Source organism: Prevotella sp. P3-122, assembly GCF_002251365.1.
GTDB lineage: Bacteria > Bacteroidota > Bacteroidia > Bacteroidales > Bacteroidaceae > Prevotella.
In genome coordinates, this window is sequence record NZ_NPJH01000091.1 from 71689 (window position 1) to 92811 (window position 21123).

Annotated in this window: 18 protein-coding genes and 2 pseudogenes; 11 read left to right on the forward strand and 9 right to left on the reverse strand. The window is 46.4% G+C overall.

Annotated elements, in window-relative coordinates:
* Positions 1-84: 84 nt before the first annotated feature.
* The 10 genes and pseudogenes from CIL02_RS14720 to CIL02_RS14765 all read left to right on the forward strand — a co-directional run bounded on the left by CIL02_RS14720 (position 85) and on the right by CIL02_RS14765 (position 8739).
* On the forward strand, positions 85-1461 hold the full coding sequence (locus CIL02_RS14720) for an MATE family efflux transporter (protein ID WP_094402898.1): 1377 nt from the start codon (positions 85-87) through the stop codon (positions 1459-1461).
* Complete coding sequence (locus tag CIL02_RS14725) at positions 1445-2107, forward strand: AAA family ATPase (protein WP_094402864.1); 663 nt, start codon at positions 1445-1447, stop codon at positions 2105-2107. The genes CIL02_RS14720 and CIL02_RS14725 overlap by 17 nt, the downstream gene beginning before the upstream one ends.
* A complete protein-coding gene (locus CIL02_RS14730) occupies positions 2104-2610 on the forward strand; it encodes a metallophosphoesterase (RefSeq protein WP_094402865.1) in 507 nt (168 codons plus the stop codon). Before CIL02_RS14725 ends, CIL02_RS14730 begins: the two co-directional genes overlap by 4 nt.
* 9 nt (positions 2611-2619) lie before the next feature.
* Positions 2620-3750 carry a dTDP-glucose 4,6-dehydratase gene (locus CIL02_RS14735; protein ID WP_094402866.1) on the forward strand — a complete coding sequence of 377 codons (1131 nt, stop codon included), beginning with the start codon at positions 2620-2622 and terminating at the stop codon, positions 3748-3750.
* Positions 3751-3848: 98 nt separating this feature from the next.
* Entirely contained in the window at positions 3849-5078 is a 1230-nt protein-coding gene (purT, locus tag CIL02_RS14740) for a formate-dependent phosphoribosylglycinamide formyltransferase (protein ID WP_256387564.1), read from the forward strand.
* Positions 5079-5105: 27 nt separating this feature from the next.
* Positions 5106-5519 (forward strand): FdtA/QdtA family cupin domain-containing protein, encoded by a 414-nt coding sequence (locus tag CIL02_RS14745; protein WP_094402870.1) that lies wholly within the window; start codon positions 5106-5108, stop codon positions 5517-5519.
* Positions 5512-6450 (forward strand): GNAT family N-acetyltransferase, encoded by a 939-nt coding sequence (locus CIL02_RS14750; protein WP_094402871.1) that lies wholly within the window; start codon positions 5512-5514, stop codon positions 6448-6450. Before CIL02_RS14745 ends, CIL02_RS14750 begins: the two co-directional genes overlap by 8 nt.
* Complete coding sequence (locus tag CIL02_RS14755) at positions 6438-7547, forward strand: DegT/DnrJ/EryC1/StrS aminotransferase family protein (RefSeq protein WP_094402873.1); 1110 nt, start codon at positions 6438-6440, stop codon at positions 7545-7547. The genes CIL02_RS14750 and CIL02_RS14755 overlap by 13 nt, the downstream gene beginning before the upstream one ends.
* Positions 7548-7598: 51 nt before the next feature.
* Positions 7599-7835: pseudogene (locus CIL02_RS14760) on the forward strand (IS1595 family transposase); the annotation flags it as partial.
* 25 nt (positions 7836-7860) lie between these two features.
* Positions 7861-8739 (forward strand): KilA-N domain-containing protein, encoded by an 879-nt coding sequence (locus CIL02_RS14765; RefSeq protein WP_094402876.1) that lies wholly within the window; start codon positions 7861-7863, stop codon positions 8737-8739.
* A 590-nt stretch (positions 8740-9329) separates the two neighbouring features.
* Here CIL02_RS14765 and CIL02_RS14770 read toward each other — a convergent pair.
* The 4 genes and pseudogenes from CIL02_RS14770 to CIL02_RS14790 all read right to left on the reverse strand — a co-directional run bounded on the left by CIL02_RS14770 (position 9330) and on the right by CIL02_RS14790 (position 15612).
* Complete coding sequence (locus CIL02_RS14770) at positions 9330-11684, reverse strand: DEAD/DEAH box helicase (RefSeq protein WP_094402878.1); 2355 nt, start codon at positions 11682-11684, stop codon at positions 9330-9332.
* 788 nt (positions 11685-12472) lie between these two features.
* The gene (locus CIL02_RS14775) at positions 12473-13687 is read right to left on the reverse strand and encodes a nucleotidyltransferase family protein (RefSeq protein WP_094402880.1); all 1215 of its coding nucleotides are present in this window, start codon (positions 13685-13687) and stop codon (positions 12473-12475) included.
* Between the two features lie 2 nt (positions 13688-13689).
* Positions 13690-14452, reverse strand: a pseudogene (locus CIL02_RS14780) (glycosyltransferase family 2 protein).
* A 242-nt stretch (positions 14453-14694) separates the two neighbouring features.
* Positions 14695-15612, reverse strand: a complete 918-nt coding sequence (locus tag CIL02_RS14790; RefSeq protein ID WP_094402882.1) for a glycosyltransferase family 2 protein — start codon at positions 15610-15612, stop codon at positions 14695-14697.
* A 231-nt stretch (positions 15613-15843) separates the two neighbouring features.
* Here CIL02_RS14790 and CIL02_RS14795 point away from each other — a divergent pair, with 231 nt between their 5' ends.
* Complete coding sequence (locus CIL02_RS14795) at positions 15844-17208, forward strand: ATP-binding protein (protein ID WP_094402884.1); 1365 nt, start codon at positions 15844-15846, stop codon at positions 17206-17208.
* A 449-nt stretch (positions 17209-17657) separates the two neighbouring features.
* On the opposite strand, the gene CIL02_RS14800 is transcribed toward CIL02_RS14795, so the two are convergent.
* The 5 genes from CIL02_RS14800 to CIL02_RS16565 all read right to left on the reverse strand — a co-directional run.
* On the reverse strand, positions 17658-18332 hold the full coding sequence (locus CIL02_RS14800) for an acyltransferase family protein (protein ID WP_240513736.1): 675 nt from the start codon (positions 18330-18332) through the stop codon (positions 17658-17660).
* Positions 18329-18889, reverse strand: coding sequence for a hypothetical protein (locus CIL02_RS14805; RefSeq protein ID WP_094402886.1), 561 nt, complete (start codon positions 18887-18889; stop codon positions 18329-18331). Before CIL02_RS14805 ends, CIL02_RS14800 begins: the two co-directional genes overlap by 4 nt.
* A 59-nt stretch (positions 18890-18948) precedes the next feature.
* A complete protein-coding gene (locus CIL02_RS14810) occupies positions 18949-20061 on the reverse strand; it encodes a glycosyltransferase (RefSeq protein WP_094402888.1) in 1113 nt (370 codons plus the stop codon).
* 100 nt (positions 20062-20161) lie between these two features.
* Positions 20162-20821 carry an acyltransferase gene (locus CIL02_RS14815; RefSeq protein ID WP_240513738.1) on the reverse strand — a complete coding sequence of 220 codons (660 nt, stop codon included), beginning with the start codon at positions 20819-20821 and terminating at the stop codon, positions 20162-20164.
* A 12-nt stretch (positions 20822-20833) separates the two neighbouring features.
* The coding region (locus tag CIL02_RS16565) for a hypothetical protein (RefSeq protein ID WP_206073526.1) at positions 20834-21123 on the reverse strand (290 nt) is incomplete at its 5' end.

Genomic DNA, 21123 nt, shown 5'->3' on the forward strand with positions numbered 1-21123 from the left:
ACTTTGCACAAATATCGTGCCTGCGGTGTCGCGCTTGCCATAACTTGAGTGGGCTGCTCTGCCGGCATGAAAGGAGATACTGAGATGGATAATAGGAAAGCTACATTAGAATTGGGTACTAAGCCGGTTGGCCGCCTGCTCGTGCAGTATGCTGTGCCGGCAATCATAGCCATGACAGCATCGTCCCTATATAATATGGTAGACTCCATATTCATAGGACAGGGTGTTGGCGCCATGGCCATATCAGGACTCGCCATCACCTTCCCCTTCATGAACCTTTCGGCAGCCTTCGGAGCAGCCATAGGAGTGGGAGCGTCGACGTTGATGTCGGTGAAGCTCGGGCAGAAGGATTATAAGACAGCACAGAATATCCTTGGCAACACCATTACGCTGAATGTCATTATCGGATTTCTTTTCTGCATCGTGTGCATGCTGTTCCTCGATCCCATATTGCGCTTCTTCGGTGCCAGCGACCAGACAATAGTCTATGCCCGCGACTATATGGAGGTGATATTGGCAGGCAACGCCATTACGCATCTTTACTTTGGCATGAACGCCTGCCTGCGTGCGGCCAGCAAGCCCCGTCATGCCATGTATGCCACTATTTTCACGGTGGTGCTCAACAGCATACTCGACCCTCTGTTCATATGGCCGCTCGGACTTGGCATACGTGGAGCGGCATACGCAACGATATTGGCGCAGCTGACGGCTCTGATGTGGCAATTCTGGATTTTCAGCAACAGGCGTGAGCTGCTGCATCTGAAGAAAGGCATTTACAAGCCTCGGGCTGATCTGGTGAGGAATATCATAGGTATAGGAATATCTCCGTTCTCCATGAATGCCTGTGCCTGCGTGGTGGTGATATTCATCAACAATCAGCTTGTGAAGTATGGCGGTGACATGGCGGTAGGAGCCTACGGCATAGCAAACCGCATAGCCTTTGTCTTTGTGATGTTCGTTATGGGTGTCAATCAGGGCATGCAGCCAATAGCGGGCTACAATTATGGTGCGCAGCGGCTTGACCGCATGATGCAGGTGGTTAAGCAGTCCATAATTGCTGCTACAACCATCATGGTAACGGGATGGCTTCTTGCGGTATTTGCACCATACCATTGTGTGCGACTGTTCACTTCTGACGAGCAGCTTCTTTCAATGAGCATCGACGGTCTGCGCATACTTACAATAATGTTCCCCATAGTGGGATATCAGATGGTGATAACCAATTTCTTCCAGTGCATAGGCAAGGTGCGCATAAGCATCTTCCTGTCCATGTCACGCCAGCTGCTGTTCCTGTTGCCGCTGCTTGTGGTTTTGCCATTGTTTTTCGGACTCAACGGAGTGTGGGCTTCGCTGCCAGCCTCCGACTTCATATCCTCGCTTGTTACTGCATGGATAATGATTGTGTACATGCGGAAGTTCAAACGCCAACATAATGAGATTGCAAATGGAAGACAACTGTAATAGGACCTTGCCAATGGTCATCAACATAGGACGCCAGATTGGTAGTGGCGGAAGAATTGTGGCACGAATGCTTGCAGACGAGTTCGGATGCAGTTTCTACGACAGGGAATTGCTGAATCTCGCTGCACGCGAGAGTGGTTTCTCGGAGAAGTTCTTCGAGCAGACCGATGAGCACAAGGGCTTCCTGAAATCACTTTTTCACATTAACACTTCATTTTTTGGCGATACGGACATCTACCGCAACAACTTCTCAGAGGAGGGACTCTTCCTGTTCCAGAGTGAGGCTATAAGGAAAGCTGCCGACAACGGTCCATGTGTGTTTGTGGGACGTTGCGCCGACTATGTGCTCCGTGACCGCAAGGATACCGTCAGCATCTTTGTCACAGCCCGTCTTGACCACAGGATACAGAGGGTGTGCCAAAGGCTTGGCTGCGACAGGGCTACAGCCAGGAAGATTATAGGCGAGAAGGAGGATCAGAGAGCCAGGTACTATAATTACTACACGGGCAAGAAGTGGGGACATGCGTCGAGCTATGATCTGTGTGTAGACTCCAGCCTGCTCGGTGTGGAGGCAACAGCACGCTTCGTAGCAGATTTTGTAAGAAGAAGATTCGGAATGACAGACTGTAAGGCTGACGAAAGATGAGAAAGATTGGTATTATCAGCGATACCCACAGCTACTGGGATGATAAGTACGCATACTATTTCAAGGACTGCGACGAGATATGGCATGCTGGTGACATTGGCTCTACTGAGGTTGCCGACAAACTACGCGAGGTGGCACCGTTGAGAGCAGTATGTGGCAACTGCGACGGAGGCGACCTTAGGAGAATGTTCCCCGAGGTGCTCAGATGGAAGTGCGAGGACGTAGACGTGCTGATGAAGCACATTGGTGGTTATCCCGGCAACTACGACCGCAGCATCGTAGGGCAGTTGTATGCCTCGCCACCGCAACTCTTCATAGCCGGACACTCCCACATACTGAAGGTGAAGTTCGACAAGACTCTGAACCTTCTTAACATAAATCCGGGAGCAGCCGGGCTGATGGGGTGGCATAAGGAAAGAACTTTAATAAGATTAACCATCGAAGGCAATAAATTTGCTGATTGCGAGGTTATTACTATAGGTGAGAACAAAAACATACTTTAATATACATTTATGAGGACAATTGTTATTACAGGCGGAGCAGGATTTATAGGCAGTCACGTAGTGCGCCTATTCGTGAACAAATATCCAGATTACCGTATCATCAACCTTGACAAGCTTACGTATGCTGGTAACCTTGCCAACCTCAAGGACATCGAGAATCGTCCAAACTATAAGTTCGTTAAGATGGACATCTGTGATTTCGATGCTTTCTACAAGTTGATGCAGGATGAGCATGTCGACGGCATCATACACCTTGCTGCCGAGAGCCACGTGGACCGCAGCATCAAGGACCCGTTTACTTTTGCCCGAACCAATGTAATGGGTACCCTGTCGCTATTGCAGGCTGCCAAACTTTACTGGGAGTCACTGCCAGAGAAATATGAGGGCAAGCGTTTCTACCATATCTCTACCGATGAGGTGTATGGCGCCTTGCAGATGACACACCCCGAGGGCATAGAGCCGCCGTTCACTACCAAGGCATCCTCAGCAAAGCATCATGAGGCATACGGCGAGGATTTCTTCCTTGAGACTACAAAATACAATCCTCACTCTCCATATTCTGCTTCAAAGGCAGGAAGTGACCATTTTGTGAGGGCGTTCCACGATACCTACGGAATGCCGACCATCGTCACCAACTGCTCAAACAACTATGGACCATACCAGTTTCCAGAGAAGCTTATCCCATTATTTATCAACAATATACGCCACCGTAAGCCATTGCCAGTATATGGCAAGGGAGAGAACGTCCGTGACTGGCTGTTCGTTGAGGACCACGCACGGGCCATAGACCTTATCTTCCATGAGGGAAAGGTGGCTGAGACATATAATATAGGTGGCTTCAACGAGTGGAAGAACATCGACATCATAAAGGTGGTTATCAATACCGTCGACCGTCTGTTGGGACGCAAGGAGGGAGAGGACCTCGACCTCATTACCTTCGTCACCGACCGCCTTGGACATGACGCACGCTATGCCATCGACTCCACAAAGTTGCAGCGTGAGCTGGGATGGGAACCAAGCCTGCAGTTCGAGGAGGGAATAGAGAAAACCGTACGCTGGTACCTCGACAATCAGGAATGGCTCGACAATGTCACCAGCGGCGACTATCAGAAGTATTACGACAATATGTACAATAACTGAAGTTATGGCAGGAAGTTATGACAGGAAGTTATGACAGGAAGTTATGAGGAACCATTACATTTGTGCGCTTATTCATTTGGCCCATTTAACTCCTCCTTATAACTTCCCATTTAAATCCTCCTCATAACACCCCAAAATATAAATATATGAAAAAGATATTGCTTTTAGGTTCAGGTGAGCTGGGCCGTGAATTTGTTATTGCAGCAAAGCGCGCCGGACAGTATGTCGTGGCTTGCGACCGTTATGATAATGCTCCAGCTATGCAGGTGGCTGACGAGAGAGAGGTGTTCTCCATGCTCGATGGAGATGCGCTTGAGGCAGTGGTCAGGAAACACCGCCCCGACATAATCGTCCCAGAAATAGAGGCCATACGCACCGAGCGCCTCTTCGATTTCGAGAAAGAGGGCATACAGGTGGTGCCGAGCGCAAAGGCCGTCAACTACACCATGAACCGCAGGGCCATCCGTGACCTTGCTTCCCGTGAGCTTGGACTGCGCACGGCAAAGTATTTCTATGCCAAGACATTTGAGGAGTTCAAGAAGGCTGCCGACGAAATTGGCTTCCCCTGTGTTGTGAAGCCGCTGATGTCGTCGAGCGGTCACGGACAAAGCTATGTCCACAACGACGATGAGCTGCAGCAGGCTTTTAATGAAGCCATGGAGGGCAGTCGCGGAGATGTCAGGGAAGTGATAATCGAGGAATTTATAGACTTCGAGTCGGAGTTCACACTCTTGACGGTGACTCAGAAAAATGGCCCGACATTGTTCTGCCCGCCTATAGGACACGTGCAGAAGGGTGGCGACTATCGTGAGAGCTGGCAACCTTACGCTATCAGCGACGAGGCACTCAAGGAGGCTGAGCACATGGCCGACGAGGTTACGAAGGCACTGACGGGCTATGGCATATGGGGAGTGGAGTTCTTCCTTACTAAACAGGGCGAGGTCATCTTCAGCGAGTTGTCACCACGTCCCCATGACACTGGAATGGTGACGCTGGGACATACCACCAATCTCAGCGAGTTTGAGCTGCATCTGCGCGCTGTGCTCGGATTGCCTATTGCGGGCATACACCTTGAGCATTATGGATGCTCTGCTGTGGTGCTCTCACCAGTAGAATCGGACAAGCCGCTCAACTATAACCTCTGCGACGCTCTGACTGAGGACTATACCCGTGTGCGCATCTTCGGCAAGCCCGAGGCTCATGTGGGACGTCGCATGGGTGTTGTCCTGTGCTATGGCGACAAGGGATGCGACCTTGAGGCTCTGCGTGGCAAGGCCAAGAGGCTTGCCGCTACTGTCCTCGGCACAGATCCATATATGAAGAAGTAAAAAAACAACTACAATATCCTTACCATCATGCTTGGCACCATTATCGATTTACCCAAAGTATGCGACCCCAGAGGAAACCTCACTGTAGCCGAACAGCTCAGCAATGTTCCCTTCGAGGTCAGCAGGGTGTATTGGGTATATGATGTACCGGGGGGAGAGAGCCGTGGAGGACATGCTCACAAACATTGCCAGGAGTTTATCATTGCCCTGAGCGGCTCGTTCACCGTTACGCTCGATGATGGAAAGGGAAACAAACAAGAGTACCATCTGAACCATCCATGGCAGGGACTGCTTGTCGGTACGGGCGTGTGGCGCACGCTGGAAGACTTCTCCTCGGGGGCCGTGTGTCTCGTCCTTGCCTCAGAGCTTTTCGACGAAGCCGACTATATACGCGACTACGACGACTTCCTTGAATACTGCAACGACAATTCCCATGATTGAAGCTGAGATATACACTCCTGCCATGCACGACGAGTGGAACAGCTTTGTGGCACGCGCCCGCAATGCCACTTTCCTCTTCGACCGCCGTTACATGGACTATCATGCTGACCGTTTCACAGACCATTCCATAGTGTTCCGCCGCAAGGGACACTTGGCTGCCCTGTTGCCTCTGAATATTGATGGCGACACTGTATGGTCGCATCAGGGGCTTACCTATGGCGGGCTTCTCATTGATAACAAAACCAGCGTGGAAGATGTCTTGCAGATGTTTGCACTTGCAAACAACCTGCTTCGGGAGAGTGGCATTCGCAGAGTAGTATACAAGGCAATACCCTGGATATACCATCTGTTACCGTCTGAGGAAGACCTGTATGCCATCACTTGGCAATGCAAGGCCAGGCTGCTGTCGCGCGACATATCCTCGACAATAGACCTGACGGCACGGCCACGCTTTGCGGAGTCACGTAAGTCAGGTGTCCGCAAGGCTCTTGCAGCCGGTATAACGATAGAGGAGAGTAGCGATATTGATGCCTTTTGGAGGGTTCTGGAGCAGAACCTCGGTTTACGCTATAATGCCCATCCTGTGCATACAGCCTCTGAGATGAAGCTGCTCATGTCCCGCTTCCCATCCAATATCCGCTTGCATGTGGCAAAGCTCGACGGCACTGTCGTTGGTGGCACTGTCGTCTATCTAATGGCGGGCATTGCCCATACGCAGTATATCTCTGCCTCCGCAGAGGGTAAGGCTCACGGAGCACTCGACCTTCTTTTCCATCACATCATCAACAACGACTACGCCCATTGCCGCTACTTCGACTTCGGTAAGTCTACCGAGCAGGGTGGTGCCTACCTCAATGCCCCGCTGATATTCCAGAAACAGGGCTTCGGCGGACGGGGCGTATGCTATGACTCTTACGAATGGGAACTATGACTATCAAATACCTCGACCTGAAGCGCATTAACGATATGCATGCAGACGAAATCCGTCAGGCTGTCACCGCCGTCATAGATAGCGGATGGTACCTGCAGGGGGAAGCAGTCTCACGCTTCGAGCATGATTACGCCGCATTTGTCGGTACCCGCCATTGCGTGACATGCGGCAATGGCCTTGATGCCCTGCGGCTCATCATGCGCGGCTATATGGAATTGGGGAAATTGTCCCAAGGCGATGAGGTGATAGTGCCTGCCAACACCTACATAGCGACAATCCTTGCCATCACCGACTGTGGCCTTGTGCCCGTACTTGTGGAGCCGAGAATTGACACTCTGCTCATCGATGACAGCATTATTGAGGAGCGGCTGTCGCCGAAAACACGTGCTGTGATGCTTGTGCATCTTTATGGACGATGCAGCATGACTGCCCGTATAGCAGCCATCTGCCGACGCCATGGCCTGTTGCTCTTTGAGGATAATGCACAAGCCCATGGCTGCATGTTCGGGGGAAGGCGTACAGGCTCGCTGGGCAATGCCGCAGCCCATAGTTTCTATCCGGGCAAGAACCTTGGGGCACTTGGCGATGCTGGTGCCGTGACTACAGACGACAGCCAGCTTGCAGAAGTTGTAAGGGCTGTTGCCAACTATGGCTCTTCACGAAAATATGTATTTGACTATCAGGGACTCAACAGCCGCATGGATGAGATACAGGCTGCCGTACTTGCCGTAAAGCTAAGATACCTTGATAGTGACAATGCCCGTAGGAAGGCTATCGCCCAGTATTATGACGACACTATCCGAGTGGACGGGGTCTGCACCGTACCTTTCCGCAATGCTGATAATGTGGTGCATATCTATCCTGTATTGTGCGATGACCGCGATGCCTTGCGCGAGCATCTTTCCAACCGGGGCATAGGCACCGTCATCCATTATCCCATACCTCCTCACAGGCAGCGTTGCTACAGTCAATGGAACCATCTGTCGTTCCCCATAACTGAGAGCATCCATTTGCGTGAGCTCAGTCTTCCGTGTCATCAGGCCATGACCGATGCCGAGGTAGAATCTGTTGCCGATGCCGTAAAACAAGCATATTAGTCCGCAACACAAATGCAAACACATAGCTCTCGTATGTTATATATAAAAAATGTGATTGATCCGAAGGATATTGGCAAGGTGCTTCCCTGGGTACATATCGCCATTAGCAACGCCAAGACGCAGCTGGCCGACATGCACCACGGTATTAAGCCGGAGTTCTTGAAAGAGTACCTGAACGAGTTCTGCTACAATTTCAACCGCCGCTATTTCGGTGAAGACTTGTTTGACCGTCTTGTTATGATAGCAACTTCATATCGTACAGACTTTGAACATAGGATATATAAATAGGAATACAATATAATTGATAATACGTATGGTAAAGACAAGAAAACTGTCAGTCCTTTCTACGGAGATTTCCGTTGTAACTGGTAGTAACAACGATGATTTTATCTGTTTGACAGATATGGTAAAAGCCTCTGATGATGAAAGTCGGGCTGCGGACATTATAAAGAACTGGATTCGCAATAGAGCGACTATAGAATTTCTTGGTGCATGGGAAATGATGTATAATCCGAATTTTAAAGTGGTCAAATTCGACCACTTTAGAAAATCCGCTGGCCTACCTACATTTACAATGAGTGTAACAAATTGGGTTGAAGATACTAATGCCATTGGAATCTATTCTAAATCAGGAAGGTATGGAGGAACTTACGCCCATAAGGATATTGCTTTTGAATTTGGTGCCGCTATTAGTCCCATGTTCAAACTATACCTTATTAAAGACTATCAACGCCTAAAGGAAGAAGAAAGTAACCCTTCATTATTGCAATGGCAAGCAAAGCGGTTCCTAACGAAAGCAAATTATACAATACATACAGATGCAATTCAGTCAAAACTAAAACATCTGGGATATAAACGTGCAAAAGAAGTGCTTGTTTACGCACAAGAGGCTGACATGCTCAATATGGTAGTGTTTGGTTGTACTGCAAAAGAATGGGAACAGCAGAACCCACAATTAGCCAAGAAAAGAATGAATATACGTGAAACAGCTTCTATCGCGCAACTTCTTATTCTTGCAAACCTCGAAACGATTAATGCAGAATTGATTAAACGTAACATTCTCCGTGCGGATAGATTTCGTACATTGTTAAAAATAGCAGAGGAACAGATGAAGACATTAAAAGAAAGAGACATTGAGCATCAATTCCGCAAACAATTTCCAGAAAATAATGTTGGCAAACTCTTAGAATAAATATCATGGGTAATATCAGTAGCATCGCCCTGAACCAAAGGTCGCCGGCTGCAAGGAAAGGCAAAGGGCAAAAGCGTTATATGTCCTGCTGTTATCTACGCTTTTGCGCTTACAGCGCGACCATCACCTATATGAAATAACCCAGGGTGCCGCTACGCTTTACCCTGGGCTATGTGCTTTTGCGCTTACAGCGCGACAATTACCCTCAGGCCTCAGACCTTAGCCTTTCGACCTTAGACCTTTAACCTTTAACCTTTAACCTTCGCCCTTCGCCCTTTGACCTCCAACTTCAGCCCTTTAACCTTCGCCCTTTAACCTTCTCCCTTTAACCTTTAACCTTTAACCTTCGCCCTTCGCCCTTTGACCTCCAACCTCAGCCCTTTAACCTTAATAGTGGGACATTGACCAGCACGCGCTGTAAGCGCAGAAGCTCATAGCCCAGGGTAGAGCGTAGCGGCACCCTGGGTGTAATTGGATATTGTCCTTGCGCGCTGTAAGCGCAAAAGTATAGATAGGCTGGATGTATTTCGTGAATAAGCTAACACCATTGATTATGTGTTCAGCAAAGGCTGAACGGTTCTTGAAGTTAGCTACTTGAGGTTGATGATGGTTTGCTTGCCTGCGACGGAGGTGAGGATGGCTTTGCCGTCGGGAGTGATTTCCACTGTGTCGTGCTTCGGTTCTACCAGCACCTTGCCGAACTTGTCCATGACTCCCCAGTGGAGGGGAATATCCTCGATGAGGAAGTAACCGTTCTGCTCCATGATGTTCCTGTATTTGGGCACGCAAAGTATGCGTCCGTCACTGCCACGGAGTCCCCATTTCGTCCCTATTTTGCAAGGCTTGACATAGTCGAGCGACTCCACATCACGTCTGATGTTCTCCTTCCTCTCCTTATTTCTCTGCTCCGACTCTGCGATGACGGCATGGACAGCCTGAGACAACCGAGTCTTGTTCTCCTCCGTGTCCGCACATCCGAGATACACCTTCGGCATCCCCTTGTCGACATGATAGTAGCATCCATCGATGCCCATCACCACCAGTCCTTCGTCCCACAACCAGGCACTCTCCCAGTAGTATTCCTGAGGCTCATCATGCAGGAACACTACGGTGTTGGAGCCATTCTCAAATCCTTCTTTGTAAAAGCGCAAACAGTCGAGATTGCGGTTGTCCACACTGGAGTGCGTAGTATAGAACCCGCATTTTGTGATACGCTCCCTGTCGTACGCCAAGGTGATGGGAGTCCTTGTCCTGCTGATGATTTTATTGCCGATTCGAAGGAAATCAATGCCACCTATCCTTACCGCTCCCGGTTTCCCTTCATCCCAGTGACGGAACCAGTTCATATTCATTAGGTCCACGTATGTCGGCATTTCGCCCCGTTTGTCTCTCAGTTCCGCCAACTGCCTCCCCACGATGGTCACCTTTCCATACACTCCGCCCAGCAGTTTCGTGCGTTCCTTTGCCATCACGTCATCTTTCTTTTGCTGCTCGAAGGTGGAATCCAACTGCTCGTGGCTCACTACGAGAAACATCTCACTGTCGATTGTTTGATTAATGATTAATGATGGCTGGTTACTTTCGATTTTTTGATTAATGAATAAAGATGACTGATAATCCTTCATCCTTAGTCTGCCCTCAAAAGCTGATTTCCAGTCCCAGATCTGTGATGGCAGTCCGAAGACGCGGTAGAGCCCCACGTTGTCTATTATCATGCAGTTCTTCTTCCCCTTGCTCGGTCTCAGTCCACGACCCACCATCTGTAGGTATTTCGCCAACGAAAGGGTAGGGCGAGCCAACTGGATGAACTCCACATCGGGACAGTCGAAGCCTTCGGAGAAAATATCGACGTTGACAAGTACATGAAGCTCGCCTGAGCGGAACGAGGAAATAAGCCGTTCCCTTTCCTTGACAGGGGTGTGGCTGTCTATCGCCACTGCATTGACACCTTGTTCTTGATAGTATTCCGCTATACTGCGTGCATGGTCGATGTTGATGGCATATACAAATCCCTTCCTGTTATGTGCATATTCTATCACACAGTTGTAGAGCCATTCGATGGAAGGACGCTTATTGAGCACGGCATCCATTTCCTTCACCTGATAGTCACCGTCGGCCCCACGTTTCTTCAGCGAGCTGATGAGCTGTTGCGTACGGCTATCCGCCTTGATACTCACAAAGTCGTATGTCGAGAGCCACTTTTCCTTAATGAAGGTGGGGATGTCCTCGGATTGCACCAACACATCGAAGAGGTCGGTAAAGCCTTTGCCGTTCAGTCGGCAGGGCGTGGCAGTGAGACCAAGGAATTTTGCGTTAGGCCATGCGTCCCACATCATCTTGTATGTCTTAGCGAGAGCATGATGGGCTTCGTCGATGACTACGAGCGAAGGAGAGAACTCTGTAGTGGCTATGCGGCGGGATATGGTCTGGATGGACTCGACGGTGATGGTTTGATTATTGATTAATGATGACTGACTACTATTGATATTCTGATTATTGATTAATGATGACTGATCACTATTGATTTTCTGATTATTGATTAATGATGACTGACTACTATTGATTTTCTGATTATTGATTAATGATGACTGATCACTATTGATTTTCTGATTATTGACTAATGATGACTGACTACTATTGATTTTCTGATTATTGATTAATGATGACTGACTACTATTGATATTCTGATTATTGATTAATGATGACTGATTGTCAGCGTTCAAGCCCATCCGCTTGACGGTCGCCTTAATCTGCTCAATCAACTCTCGTCGGTGGGCAACAATCAGGATTCTTAATCCTTCATCCTTCATCAATGATTGTTTCACCAGCTCGGCGAGCACAACGGTTTTGCCCGTCCCCGTCGGCATCTGCACCATCACGCTGCGATGCTGCCCAAACGCCTCACACACGCGCGAACATATATTTATCTGATAGTCTCTAAGCATGTTCAATCCTTAATCATCAATCATTATCCTTAATCATCAATCATTATCCTTAATCATCAATCATAAACTTGCGTAGCTTGATGAACACCGCTGAAAATATATAATGTGTGAATAATCAACAATCAGTCATCAAGAACTTGCGTAGCTTGATGAACACCGCTGAAAATATATAATGTGTGAATAATCAGTCATCAATCATCAATAATCAACAATCTTTCATCATTCATCAAACCTTGTTCCCCACCATCGTCCGCTTGCGGACCTCCGTTTAAATTCCGTTTAAATTCCGATGATTCACGTTTCCCCACACAGTCCGCCTGCGGACCTCCGCATCATCCGCGTTTTCCGTGTGAAGATAATCAACAATCAGTCATCAGTCATCAAGAACTTGCGTAGCTTGATGAACACCGCTGAAATAAATAATGTGTGAATAATCCTTGATCATCTTCCGTGTCATCCGTATTTTCCGTGTGAAGACAATCAATAATCAACAATCAATAATCATTAATCATTAATAATCCGAGCCACCGGCTCCTAATCTGTGTCCATCTGTGACATCTGTGGGTATTTATTATTTTCTAATTGCTGTTCCCCACCTCCGTCCGCTTGCGGACCTCCGTTTAAATTCCGTTTAAATTCCGATGATTCACGTTCCCACAAAGTCCGCCTGCGGACCTCCGTGTCATCCGTATTTTCCGTGTGAACAATATCAATAATCAAAAACTTGCGTAGCTTGATGAACACCGCTGAAAATATATTATGTGTGAATAATCAATAATCAATAATCATTACCCATTCATCTTCCTCCATACCTTTCTCCACACCCTAAACACCGGCTCACACAGTGCCTCTTCCGGATAGCTTATGGCGAATATGAACATTCTTTTAAACTTCCATATATGATATTTCAGCTTATGCTGATACATATTCGGTTTCTTGCTATTATAATGCCCGAAGTTGCCAATATTCATTATGTCGGCAAGCAACTTCTTCCCCTCCTTTTCGTTAGGCTCACATATATAATAATGTGAAGACATATCAAATACCTTATGCAACACGTACATCACGGCAGCTGCAAATTTGGTCATGCCAAATGAACGTACAACTGAAATTATATCAGAGTTTGACATTACTGGTGTACCTAATCCCTCGCACCACATACCCTGTGATTGCAAGTCCTTGCACTCCATCACGTCATTATGCCATACGCGCAACACATAGTAGTAATCCATGAGTTGGCGCAAGCCAAGCCCGCCATCTATATAATGTTTGTACATGTGAGCCATTTGAAACACCACATTAACAGATGTCGTTGGCACCGCAAATCCCATTTGCGTCATATTCATCATGCACTCCTCTTCATGGCATTTGAACCATCGCTGCAATCGCCAGTTTCTCCATGGCGAATACAGATGTGCAGGTCGATAATGCACCTCAACGGGAGTACCATCCATATTTGGAGCATCGAGGTGATGATAAGAAATAGCAGAAGCAAGTTCTTTCCCCTCCAATCGATAAAGCTGTTTCACATACTCAATCACCGCCTTACGACCATGATACTCCACATATTCAGCTTTATCTTTCCCCGTTTGTACTGCAATGGGAATGTCATTCTTGCAAACTGTCCAAACGTCTATATCACCGCATTGCCTCCTTTTTCGTAGATGCTCTGGATAGTTCAGAAGATTACCTTGCCCTTTCAGTATACACGTGGACAATCCGTCATGCTTATATCTTCTGGTCAGCTCAGCACACTGCTGATTTCGTTTGTCGTTCTGCCTCTCAATATGCAAAGCCATCGCCATCCACTTCATACCAATATCCAAAGGACACTCTACCCCAATAGTATGAAGATGCTCCAAAGCAGTAAATCCTACTCCTATCAAAGCTTGCTTCTTGCAAAACTCAAAAAGTCGCAGCCAGTCAGCATCCTTGATGCCACACGACAACGACATCCTGTTGCCCATAGCAACCTGTATAAACTCAAAGAACAACTGCTCCATACCTACATAAATCTCGCCTTGACAAACTGCGGCACCTTCCACAACATCTTTTCAATTTTTGTTATAGTCGCATTCATTCCGTGCGACTGATACATTCTGATATCCTCCTTCCACATCTGTTTCCTTCGAGCAGAGTCGGTGCTCAGTCCGCCCATACGCATTCTCACGATATATTCATGCAGATAGGTGACGCTCAGTTCGCCGCCAAGCAGATAGCGGAACAGCAGATCCGAATCGGCAGCTATCTTATAGCTCTCGTTATACAGTCCCTTACGCTCAATGGCGCTGCGCTTGATATAGCATGTAGGATGCAGTGGCAGCCACCCATGCCGCACTTTCCATAACCTATAGGTTCCGCCAATCCATTTCCTCACCACCTTGTCCGTGTTCTCAGGATTCACGAACAGTCCATCGCCATACAGGAAATCAGCATGAGTCGCCTCCAACTGCTTCACAATATCAGAAATAGTATGCGATGAATACAGAAAGTCATCCGAATGAACCAGCCCGATATAATCCCCAGTTGCCATACGTATCCCCTTGTTGATAGCCTCATACATCCCATGGTCAGGCTCAGAGATAAACTTCACCTGGCCCTCCTTTCCTGCTATTGCTTCCTGGATGGCTTCCACAGACCCGTCTGTCGATGCCCCCGTCCACGATAATATACTCTATGTCCGCATAATCCTGAGCCAGCACACTCTCTATTGCCCCACGTATCGTTGACACGCGGTTATAACAAGTTGTTATTATTGAAATCTTCATGAAAATAAGATCAATTATTCATTAAATACTCACAGCAAAGCCACCTTGATTCGCATAAAGGGATTCCATGAGGCACGCACTATCAAAGCGTTCACAAAACACCATAATGTAATTTTCAGGAATCCTGCACCTTTATTAAAGTCAGAACCATCAAAAGAAGCAAGGCATACATCACGCTGCATACACCCTCCTTTCTTCCATGAAAGGACTATGTATGCATAGAAATATATTACTAAACTGTCTTACCCCCTCGTTCGGGTTGTAAGGTATCTGTCGCTGATATATTCCTTTATCTTGGCCTCATCCCATCCACACTTCTTCTTCAACTCAAATATCTTGGCATCCACCAGCATTCTGTACCAGAACCCTTGCAGTATATGCCATACGAAGCCCTCCTTGCCATCCAAGAATCCGCCCTTCAGCACATACCTCAGCATGAAGTTCACAAACGGCCTTACAAACAGCGGAGCCTTGATGTATTTTACCTTGAGCCAGCGCTTCCGCTGCTCCTCCGTGCCGAAGAACTTCGGAACTACCTCCTGCCCCGCAGCATCCATGCCATACTCCATCATCAGCATGTCTGCCATCTCGCGCGTAGCATACCCGTTATGCTTTTCCGTCCACCATGTCAGGTCATTCAAGTTGGCATCCACCTGATTGCCCACTTCCACAGTGATAGCCCTCCCGTCAAACAGACGGATATGCTCATCCATCCATCTGTTCTCACAGTCGCCATGCCCACGGCGGAACACCTTCAGGTGATAACTCGGATACCACCCTCCATGCAACAAAGGCCTGCCCATGAAGTCTATCCGTTTCCTTACATATATGCCATTGACATCCTCGCCACATTTGCCTATAGCCTCCTTGACCGCCTTGCCCAAGTCTCCTTCCAGAAACTCGTCGGCATCAATGCGCCATATCCAGTCAGCCGTAATGCCACATTCATAAACGCCATAATTGAACTGCGTGGCATAGTTCTTCCATGGATGTTTAATCACCCTTGCCCCATGCACCGTCGCCAGTTCCTCCGTTCTGTCTTCACTAAAGCTGTCCACCACGACTATGTCGTCACACACTCCTTTCAGCGATTCCAGACACCTAACTATATGCTTCTCCTCATTCTTCGTGAGGATGACAGCAGCAATAGAATTATTCATTTCAATTATATTTTTCTCGGATTTCAGCAAAATACCGAAGATTATTTCTCGGATTTCGACAATATTTCAAGAATTATTTCTCGGATTTCAGCAATTGTGTTTATCTTTGCAGTTGAATACCAATAAATTAAAATTGGATATTAGCGTTATGATGACAAAAACAAGCGAAGGCAAGGCCAGGCTCGTTTGCGCATAATAGTCTAATGGCCGATTTAGGATAAATCAATCAATATGAAGAATTATATTCCACGAAGCATAGACAAGACCCTCCTTGAATGGAAAGAGGACGTTAGTCATAAACCACTTCTTTTAAGAGGTGCACGTCAGGTTGGCAAATCATCTGCCGTCCGACATTTAGGAAACAGCTTTAAGCATTTTGCTGAGGTTAATTTCGAACGTGACAAAGATATTGCCACATTCTTCAAAGGCAATCTGGATGTCAAGCTCATAACTTCAAAACTGTCAAGTTATCTAAAAGTACCAATTGTAGCAGGCAAGACACTGTTGTTTTTCGATGAGATACAGGCTTGTCCGGAAGCCATCATGTCCTTGCGTTTTTTCAAGGAAGACTATCCTGAGTTGCATGTTATATCAGCAGGCTCACTGCTGGAGTTTGCTTTGCAGGAACTGCCAACCTTTGGTGTAGGTCGCATCCATTCCGTTTTCATGTACCCAATGACATTTGACGAATTCCTCATAGCCATGGATATGGAAGGTGTTATCAGTATGCGACGTAGTTCTGACTGTTCCCATCCTCTTGATGAGCCTTTTCATAAGATGCTTGTCGAACAATTCCGTATCTATCTTCTTGTCGGTGGCATGCCGGAAGCTGTTGCCACATGGAAAGCAACTTCCGACTTCTTAAAATGCCAGACTATTCATAATGATATCCTATTAACCTACGAAGACGACTTCGCCAAATACTCACGTCGTGTCAATCCCGACCTGCTGCGTGTGACTCTTCATGGAGTGTGCCATCAGATAGGGCAGAAACTCACCATGACACAGATTTCCGAAGGAAGTCGCAGCTATCAGATACGGGAGGCTCTTCAGTTGCTTACCCTTGCGGGAATAATTATTCCTGTCACTTGCACAGCCGCCAATGGCTTTCCTCTCGATGCAGAAGCTGATGAGCGTCGTGTGAAATACCTCATGCTCGATTCTGGTCTCCTTCTCGCCGTATTACATCTTGATGGAGATATATCCCAACAACTTATCAAACTTATTATGACAGGAAATCCACAAGACCTTGTAAATAAAGGAAGTATCACCGAGATGGTTGCAGGTCTGGAAATTCTTCGCTATAAAAATGCTACACAGCGACCACGCCTATTCTATTGGGAAAAGAGTGGCAAGAGCATAGCGGAAGTAGATTACCTGGGCATTAGAGACATGAAGATTCTCCCCATAGAAGTTAAGGCAGGTACACAAGGTGGCATGAAAAGCCTATGGATGTTTCTGCGCGAGAAGCAACTCACAGATGCCGTTCGCTGTTCATTGGAGAATTTCGGCTCGTTTGAATATATCGACAAGGAAGACAACGACGCTATACGCCATGTAAGCATCTGCCCACTCTATGCCTTGTCACAGTTGTAAACCACCATTCCAATGATAGCATCATCCGTGTCATCCGTGAATTATATTCCATGGAGGTCACGGACGAACTATTCATTGTTTTCAGTGTGCTCCGTGGAAAAGATTTTTATATTCTGCAAACCGATTTGATGTTTATATCTTCCCCTGCAAAAACCAGAGAGAACAAGTTCGACAAACATTTAAGCACATACGCCACGGCGAAAATCATCAGATACACTATCGGTATGTTCAGTGGAAATATTCCATTCAGGGCATCCGTGAACACAGCATACTGCACTAAGTAAATCTCCAACGTCAATGACGACACCATATATATAATATTACCTGCCACAGGTTTTTCAAAGACCTTCAGCAGTTTCTCGTTGCTGCAAATGGCAAATAGGTAGTATATCGACAACATTAGAGGCAACAGCGAAACCATTTGGAATTGACAATAAAAAGGTCCCAGCTTATATACCGCCATGCACGCATAGTACAACACAAGCGAGACTGCAAACAAGACCATAGGTCTTAAAATCCCCCCCCTCACAGCCTTTCTGCAGGAAGCCGAACACCCGCTCCTTCTGTTCTTTCTTCAAGTCTACCGCCGTGATGGCACCCATTAGCATGAAGATGAAATAGTACACTCTCATAAATGACACCTGCGCATACATCACAGAACTGCTCATGTCAAGGATGAAGAAACTCGCCACGGTAATCAACGCCAACGAAACATAAAACACAGCCTTCAGATGCTCCGCCAAAAACTCTCGGATAACATAGAATATGGCATAATACACCATGATGCATGGTATGAACCAATACCTTGGTGTTGTCAACAGGTCAGTGACATCCCACGCCCATCCAAACAACAAAGCTGACAGCAAAGCCCACATTATTATCGACGGATATATCCTGTTCACCCTTCTGCCGTACCAGTTGGCAAAATTACTCTTACGTCCCAGGAACAACGTAAATCCAGAACAGAAGAAGAACAAAGCGTCGCCGATAGCACCACCAGTAACCAGACCATCATACTTCGGAAACAACACCTTCATGTGAGAATACGTGATAAGCAAGGCAGCCAGAAACTTAAACAGCACCACCGCCTTGTTCTTTCCTTCCAGATTGTAGATACATTTCATTTGTTTTCTTTGATTATTCTCTTCTTTAAAAACTTTGCCGGATTGCCACCAACGACAGTCCATGGTTCAACATTTTTATATACTGAAGCCGTGGCGCCTACCACGGCATTCTCACCAATCTCCACTCCCATGCCGATGAATGCACGGCTGCCAATCCACGCTCCACGGCGCAAGACAATAGGAGCCGTAATGAGACCGCTGTCAGCTGTATTGGCATGGTCGATGTCATGTCCTGCCGTGCAGAGATACGAATACTGCGACACGATGGCATCATCCTCCAGAACCACCAAGTCCTGGTTATAACATATCACCTCAGGACCGAGACACGCTCTGTGTCCCAACCTCAACATCCAAGGTGCCCACACCTTCACCGATGCATACACATTAGCGTCCCATTCCACTTCTGCCCCGAACATCCGCAACAACAGCAGCCGCCACTTGCGGAACACGGGAGTGATGAAAGGACGGAAAAGCAAGGCAGACGTGAGATTCCAAACCACCCGCTTCAACTTAATACCCAAGGACACACGCCCTGGAGTATGACGTTCTAATTTCATAACTGAAAATATTTTTCTGAACAAGAATAGCACGAATCACACTCTTAATCTCACACTCATTACACATTCGTGAGATTCGGAATGAGAGTCTCATACACCTCCATCATTTCTTTTGCCATCACGCGGGCTGAATACTTCTCCTCGATGAGCTTGCGTCCGTTGCGTCCCATCGCTTCGAGTTCTTCGTCCGACAATGCCAGGAACTTACGGAGCGTTTCTGTCAATGGCTGCGTACCTATCACTATCCATGCTCCACTATTGCTATCGTTGAGGTCATTCCATGGAGTGCCAACAGTAGTGATTACAGGCGTGCCTGAAGCGAGACTCTCTGCTATGGCAAGGCCGAAATTCTCAGAGTGAGTAGGCAACACGAAGAAGTCGGAAGTCTGGAACAACTCCCATTTCTTTTCACCATAAACACCACCTATCAGTTGAATTATATCTTGAAGCCCTTTATCCATAATCTGCTGCTTAAGAGAGGCAACATACTCAGCATCCCCTTCTCCTGCAACAAGAATCTTATATCCCTGCAATTCATCACGAAGGATGTCGGCAGCTTCAATCAGATAATTGATGCCCTTCTTTACATGCACTCTTGACAAAAACAGCAACTGCTTGCTCTTCTTCCAGGAAGTTTTCATGGCGATACTCTCAGCATCAATACCGAGTTTAACGATCTTGATATTGGAGTTATAGCCCAGCTTCAAGAGATTCTGCTTTTCACTTTCTGCTGTAGCTTGCAGGCAATCAGCTTTTTTGATTGCAGACTTCTGGAACAGCAACAAGGCAGGTACTTTACGAGTCCAATAATGACGCTTGATAATCCAAGGTTCCAGCATACCATGAGGAGTGAGAACCACTTTGATGTTGCGCTTCTGTGCCATTTTTTGAACAAGAGAACAAGCTGGCATCCAGCAGCAGTTTACATGTACCAAGTCAGGCTTCAATACATCAAGGAGCTTGTTAACCTCAATTTTGAAACTACCTTTCAAAGGATTGTAACCAGACACATAATGTATCTTACAATTATCTATAGGCAATGGATTATCAGAAGCATGAGTGATGATATGCACTTCAGCTAACTTCCCTAATTCCTTGCCAAGAACCTGCATATAGGTAGAAGTACCGCCCGCAATGCGGTCGATACTCGGAATATAATGAATAATTTTCATAGAAAAAAACAAGTGATGGCAATGAAAGTTTTCTTTCTATTTGCCTTTAGCCAAATATTTATATTCCTACTCTATAATGAGGAAGTACTTTATCCCTTAATCAATAAACAAAACCTTCTTTTCTAAAAAAGTACTTTGCATCTTGAGGTATTACTTTCTTTGGTACAGCAGGCACTCCAGCATATAACATTCTCTCCTTGTTGTATGCTTTATTAAGGACAGCCCCAGCACCAAGTACAGAAAAAGATGGCAGTACAGCTCCTCCCAGCACCCGTACACCAGTTGATACAAAACAATAATCGCCAATTTCAATTGGATGACTATCCTGTCTCGACTCATAAATATCAATTGAATGAGTCAAGAATTGAGAATTATAACCAGCAATAGTTACATAATCACCTATATGAATATAGTTAGTACAATCAATATGGTGGTTCTTCGTAATGGCAGACTCCTTACCTATAATCAATTCGCTCTTACGCTCCTTGTCATGGGAAAAGAATTTTGAGTCTGTTCCTGTCGGGAAACCTGTAATCCAATTACTTCTAACAATAGAGGAATTTTCACCTATTACTATTTTATCCAAATGTATCGCAACATTAAAATGTCCAATAGATGCCCCTGCTCCCATTTCAAGATATTTAGGATATATATAAGATAAGCCTATATGAGCAGTAGGGTGAATCTTATAACCAAACTTTCTTTTTAAGATTTTGCGACGTAGTGTCCAAGGGATAAAGAGTAATAAAAACTTTAGCATATATAGTATATTTTATTTTCCAACAAACAATTTTGAAAGGATTTTATTTTTATTGAGAACGTAATGTTCTAAAAGCCAGCAACAAAAAGAAATAATAAAAGCCAATGTGATTGTCAGCGAAATTGCAGACCAGCCATTATTACAATCTTCTACATATTTGCGTACTATTTGTAATAAAAAGAAATGAAACATATAAATTACGAGTGAAGACTTTCCCATTTCTGTAAAAGGTTTCAAATAAATAAAATTTATATTTGGATTTATCACAAAAAAACCATAGAGGCTATATATTGCAAGGCAAC

Excerpts from the sequence above, each read along its gene's own strand:
- CIL02_RS14765 (WP_094402876.1), top strand. The coding sequence starts at position 7,861 with ATGGTAAAGACAAGAAAACTGTCAGTCCTTTCTACGGAGATTTCCGTT.
- CIL02_RS14735 (WP_094402866.1), top strand. The coding sequence starts at position 2,620 with ATGAGGACAATTGTTATTACAGGCGGAGCAGGATTTATAGGCAGTCAC.
- CIL02_RS14755 (WP_094402873.1), top strand. The coding sequence starts at position 6,438 with ATGGGAACTATGACTATCAAATACCTCGACCTGAAGCGCATTAACGAT.
- CIL02_RS14805 (WP_094402886.1), bottom strand. The coding sequence starts at position 18,889 with ATGAAATTAGAACGTCATACTCCAGGGCGTGTGTCCTTGGGTATTAAG.
- CIL02_RS14750 (WP_094402871.1), top strand. The coding sequence starts at position 5,512 with ATGATTGAAGCTGAGATATACACTCCTGCCATGCACGACGAGTGGAAC.
- CIL02_RS14775 (WP_094402880.1), bottom strand. The coding sequence starts at position 13,687 with ATGGAGCAGTTGTTCTTTGAGTTTATACAGGTTGCTATGGGCAACAGG.
- CIL02_RS14730 (WP_094402865.1), top strand. The coding sequence starts at position 2,104 with ATGAGAAAGATTGGTATTATCAGCGATACCCACAGCTACTGGGATGAT.
- CIL02_RS14745 (WP_094402870.1), top strand. The coding sequence starts at position 5,106 with ATGCTTGGCACCATTATCGATTTACCCAAAGTATGCGACCCCAGAGGA.
- CIL02_RS14810 (WP_094402888.1), bottom strand. The coding sequence starts at position 20,061 with ATGAAAATTATTCATTATATTCCGAGTATCGACCGCATTGCGGGCGGT.
- CIL02_RS14725 (WP_094402864.1), top strand. The coding sequence starts at position 1,445 with ATGGAAGACAACTGTAATAGGACCTTGCCAATGGTCATCAACATAGGA.
- CIL02_RS14790 (WP_094402882.1), bottom strand. The coding sequence starts at position 15,612 with ATGAATAATTCTATTGCTGCTGTCATCCTCACGAAGAATGAGGAGAAG.
- CIL02_RS14815 (WP_240513738.1), bottom strand. The coding sequence starts at position 20,821 with ATGCTAAAGTTTTTATTACTCTTTATCCCTTGGACACTACGTCGCAAA.
- CIL02_RS14720 (WP_094402898.1), top strand. The coding sequence starts at position 85 with ATGGATAATAGGAAAGCTACATTAGAATTGGGTACTAAGCCGGTTGGC.
- CIL02_RS14770 (WP_094402878.1), bottom strand. The coding sequence starts at position 11,684 with ATGCTTAGAGACTATCAGATAAATATATGTTCGCGCGTGTGTGAGGCG.
- CIL02_RS14795 (WP_094402884.1), top strand. The coding sequence starts at position 15,844 with ATGAAGAATTATATTCCACGAAGCATAGACAAGACCCTCCTTGAATGG.
- CIL02_RS14800 (WP_240513736.1), bottom strand. The coding sequence starts at position 18,332 with ATGAAATGTATCTACAATCTGGAAGGAAAGAACAAGGCGGTGGTGCTG.